Source organism: uncultured Gimesia sp. (assembly GCF_937919775.1).
Classification (GTDB): Bacteria; Planctomycetota; Planctomycetia; order Planctomycetales; family Planctomycetaceae; genus Gimesia.
On the sequence record NZ_CALFPF010000798.1, the window covers coordinates 1 to 3649 of the forward strand.

General features: G+C 46.7%; 3 protein-coding genes. All 3 read right to left on the reverse strand.

What is annotated here, in order from left to right; translation table 11 throughout:
* Positions 1 to 328 (reverse strand): FAD-dependent oxidoreductase (locus tag Q0294_RS22755; protein ID WP_299470050.1); only part of this gene is annotated, 328 nt, incomplete at its 3' end.
* Between the two features lie 32 nt (positions 329 to 360).
* On the reverse strand, positions 361 to 1146 hold the full coding sequence (locus Q0294_RS22760) for a TVP38/TMEM64 family protein (RefSeq protein ID WP_299470052.1): 786 nt from the start codon (positions 1144 to 1146) through the stop codon (positions 361 to 363).
* A gap of 148 nt (positions 1147 to 1294) precedes the next feature.
* Positions 1295 to 2947, reverse strand: coding sequence for a transcription termination factor Rho (gene rho, locus Q0294_RS22765; protein WP_366918007.1), 1653 nt, complete (start codon positions 2945 to 2947; stop codon positions 1295 to 1297).
* Positions 2948 to 3649: the final 702 nt, after the last annotated feature.

Genomic DNA, 3649 nt, shown 5'->3' on the forward strand with positions numbered 1-3649 from the left:
CGGAAACATCTTCCTTACGAATCTCAATTCCAAACTCGTTCGATTTTAGAACAGCGTTCCAGGCTTTGGCGGAGCGGATGATGGCTTTGGAAGGGACGCAGCCCGTATTCAGGCAGTCTCCCCCCATCAGATGTCGTTCAATTAAGGCGACTTTCGCGCCCAGGCCCGCTGCACCGGCGGCTGTGACCAGCCCTGCTGTTCCCGCCCCAATCACAACCAGATTATAGCGGCACGTAGGTTGAGGGTTGACCCAGTCTGGCGGGTGGACGTATTCGACTAATTGCTGATTATATTCGTCACGGGGAGCAATCTGGATCGGATCGGGCATATCAGGCTCTCACAGTCAGGATTGTTGAACGCTCATTTCGGATTTCGAATACGACTCACAATTTTTTTCACCAACAGCGGAAATGTTCCCAGCAGAATGAAGGCAATGATTAATTGCGGGGTCAGGATGCCTTTGGCTCCTTTTTCCGATAGTTCCTGTAACGTGGGAACACTCGTGCCAGCATAAACAAAGACGGCGGTCCCTGCGAGCATGCCAAGTTGACTGACCCACCAGAAGGTCCAGACCCGAATGGCGGTCAGCCCCATCAATACATTGATCAGAAAAAAAGGAAACGCGGGAACGAGCCGCAGAATGAAAAGATAAAAGGCGCCTTCTTTTTCAAACTGCTGATTGATGAGTGCAAATCTTTCTCCATAGCGAGATTGAATTGCGGATCGAAACAGATAACGGCTGGTTAAAAAAGCCAGCGTGGCTCCGGCTGTGGAAGAAAAACTGACGAGCAGCAGCGCTTTCCAAAATCCGAAAAACCAGCCATAGGTTAAAGTCAGCGGCACTGCTCCCGGTAATGACAGTCCCGTGGTGCTGGTATAAATGAGAAAAGCAATCAGATAGATTGCCAGCGGGTATTGTTCTGCGAATTGTCGCCAGTTGGTTTCCTGGGATGCCAGATATTTCAGAGTCAAAACGTCTCTGAAATTAAAATAGGCCAGACTGATGATCCCGAGCAGAATCAGGAATACTGTCAGCCGGAGATAGTTTCCTGCTCGCTTTTTGCCGGCATCAACTGCTGAAGAGTGCTTCGAGTCCTCTGCATCACTCCTTGCAGGCAGCCTGGTATCAGAATCGGCACTATTCACCAAAGAAGTCCTATTCTTAGTGGGAGCGACAGACTTGGTGCGTTATTTTTTATTCTGGCTGAAGTTCGTCATCACAAAATGAGGTAATCGTTTCTGATGGAATATAAAGCATTCCTCAGAATCGTTATGTGAAACAGATCACAATGTGTTAAAGAATGGCCCGGATTTTTTCCAGGAATTCCCTGTTCGTCGGGAATTTTTTGAGAGTGTTGGCGAGTTGTTCCATTGCTTCAACAGGGTTTAAGGAAATTAAACTTCGTCGAAGCATCGTGACACCTTCCAAAACTTCCGGAGCCAGAATCTTTTCTTCACGTCGCGTACCGGAAAGCGTAATATCAATCGCAGGGAAGATACGGCGGTCGGAAAGTTCCCGGCTGAGAACCATTTCCATATTACCGGTTCCCTTGAATTCCTGAAAAATCACTTCGTCCATGCGACTGCCAGTATCAATTAAAGCCGTTCCCAGTACGGTCAGAGAACCACCTTCATCAAAACGGCGTGCTGTTCCAAACATCTTTTTCGGAATATCCATCGCTTTCACATCCAGGCCACCACTCATGGTGCGGCCTGTGTTGCCAACCCATTTATTGAATGCACGCGCTGTTCGCGTGATACTGTCCAGTAAAATGAATGCGTCTTCTCCGGCTTCTGCGAGACGTTTGCCACGTTCAAAAATGAGCTGGCTGGTACGTACATGGCTTTCCACATCCCGGTCCATCGAAGAGGAAATCACTTCGCCTTTAATGGAACGTTCCATTTCTGTCACTTCTTCAGGACGTTCATCGATCAACAAGACCATCAGGCGGATTTCAGGATGATTTTTACTGACTGCTTCAGCAATATCCTGTAAGAGCATGGTCTTGCCTGTTCGGGGCGGAGCAACAACGAGAGCTCTTTGGCCTTTGCCGATGGGGGTGAGCAGATCCATGATCCGCATGGTGATTGGCATGGGGCCTGTTTCAAGCTTGATCTGCTCGAACGGGTTAATCGGCGTCAATTGATCGAAGGGTTTGATTTCCATATACTCTTCGATAGTTCTGCCATCAATCGTTTCAATGCTTTTGAGTCGTGGTCCCTGCCCTCTCGTGCCAGGACCGACTTCGCCTCGAATCAGAATGCCTTCGCGGAGGTTGTGTTTTTCAATCAGAGAACTGGATACGAAGGCATCAGAGTCTTGTGCTTTGTAATTGACTTTAGGGTCTCTGATAAAACCGTAAGCTTTGGGGTGAAGTTCAAGCACCCCTTCGATCGTTCCTGAGATATTTTCATTGGCAGCAGTAGCAGCGGGATTAGGACGTCTGGTTTGAACTCTCCCTCCTCCCGTACGGGATCGGGCTCCTCCTCCCCCTCCTCTATTGTTTGTATTACGACCACGGTTAGCACCACCACCCTGGCCTCCCGGGCCTGGCTGACGCCCCTGACCTTGTCCTTGATTCGTAGGGGGGCCGGCGTTGGTGCCATCTGATTTTCTTCTTCGTCTTCTTCTCTTGCGATTGCCGCCAGTTCTGTCGGATCGGTCACTATCAGTTCGTTCGGTGTTATCGTCGCTTACGGATTCAGCAGGAAAATCTGACATACTTGCATGTTCTCTTTCAGGTTCTGCTTCACTCTTAGATGAATGCGAGTTTTCGAAAATTTCGAGGTTTTCTTCTGCTTTGCGATGGTATTCATCCTGCAGAGCATCAGTTTCACTTTTTTCAAAAGTGTCCTCTGCCGGGCTGTCCACTTTTTTTGGTGTTTTAGTGGTTCTTCGACGTGTTGTTTTGGGTTTGTCTGAAGTATCAGAACTTTTAGCAGCCATACAGAAACACCAAATTATTCTAAAATAGTAACGAAATAATCAGAGACACAACTACGGCATGAACGTGTCACGAAGTGACCGACGACTGATTCAAGCCCAGTTCATCTGCAGGCAAGCTGCAATGATGCTTGAATGATGCTGGTATACTTCTGAACGAGCCGATTCTTAATTCAGCGGAAACCTGACAAGTGCCTTAAAAGTAAATCAGACCTGATCTTGATCTCATGAAGAAAGATTCACGCAGTGGAATAATCCGCCCGGTACTGGACTCGACCTTCTTGGCCTGTATATTCCCTTTGTGGAGGACAACCTCTTTTGAAATTTCAAAGAGATTTGGTCCAGGCATTGATAACAGAGAGCTTTCAAAAGCTTGTTGATGAATGCCTCGTTTGGGTGATTGTCTTGCCGATATCCTTTCAGGCAAAAAAATATTGTTGTCAAAAACAGATACTTAGAAATTCAATCGTTTTCATCAAGTTCCGTCAACCAATAAATGGCTGTTAATAAGGAACTTTAAAATGTTTTAGTAAGTATTTGGGCTTTCATTTTTGATTCAGTTACCCAGTCTGGTCTGACTTAAAAGAACGATCAGATCAGAAAATGTACTCACTGAATTTTTATCAATATAAAAACTTGAAGCAGGTAATTTTGCCGATAAACGAAATTAACATCTAGTAAGTGGCCTGGTTGTTTGCAACTGGT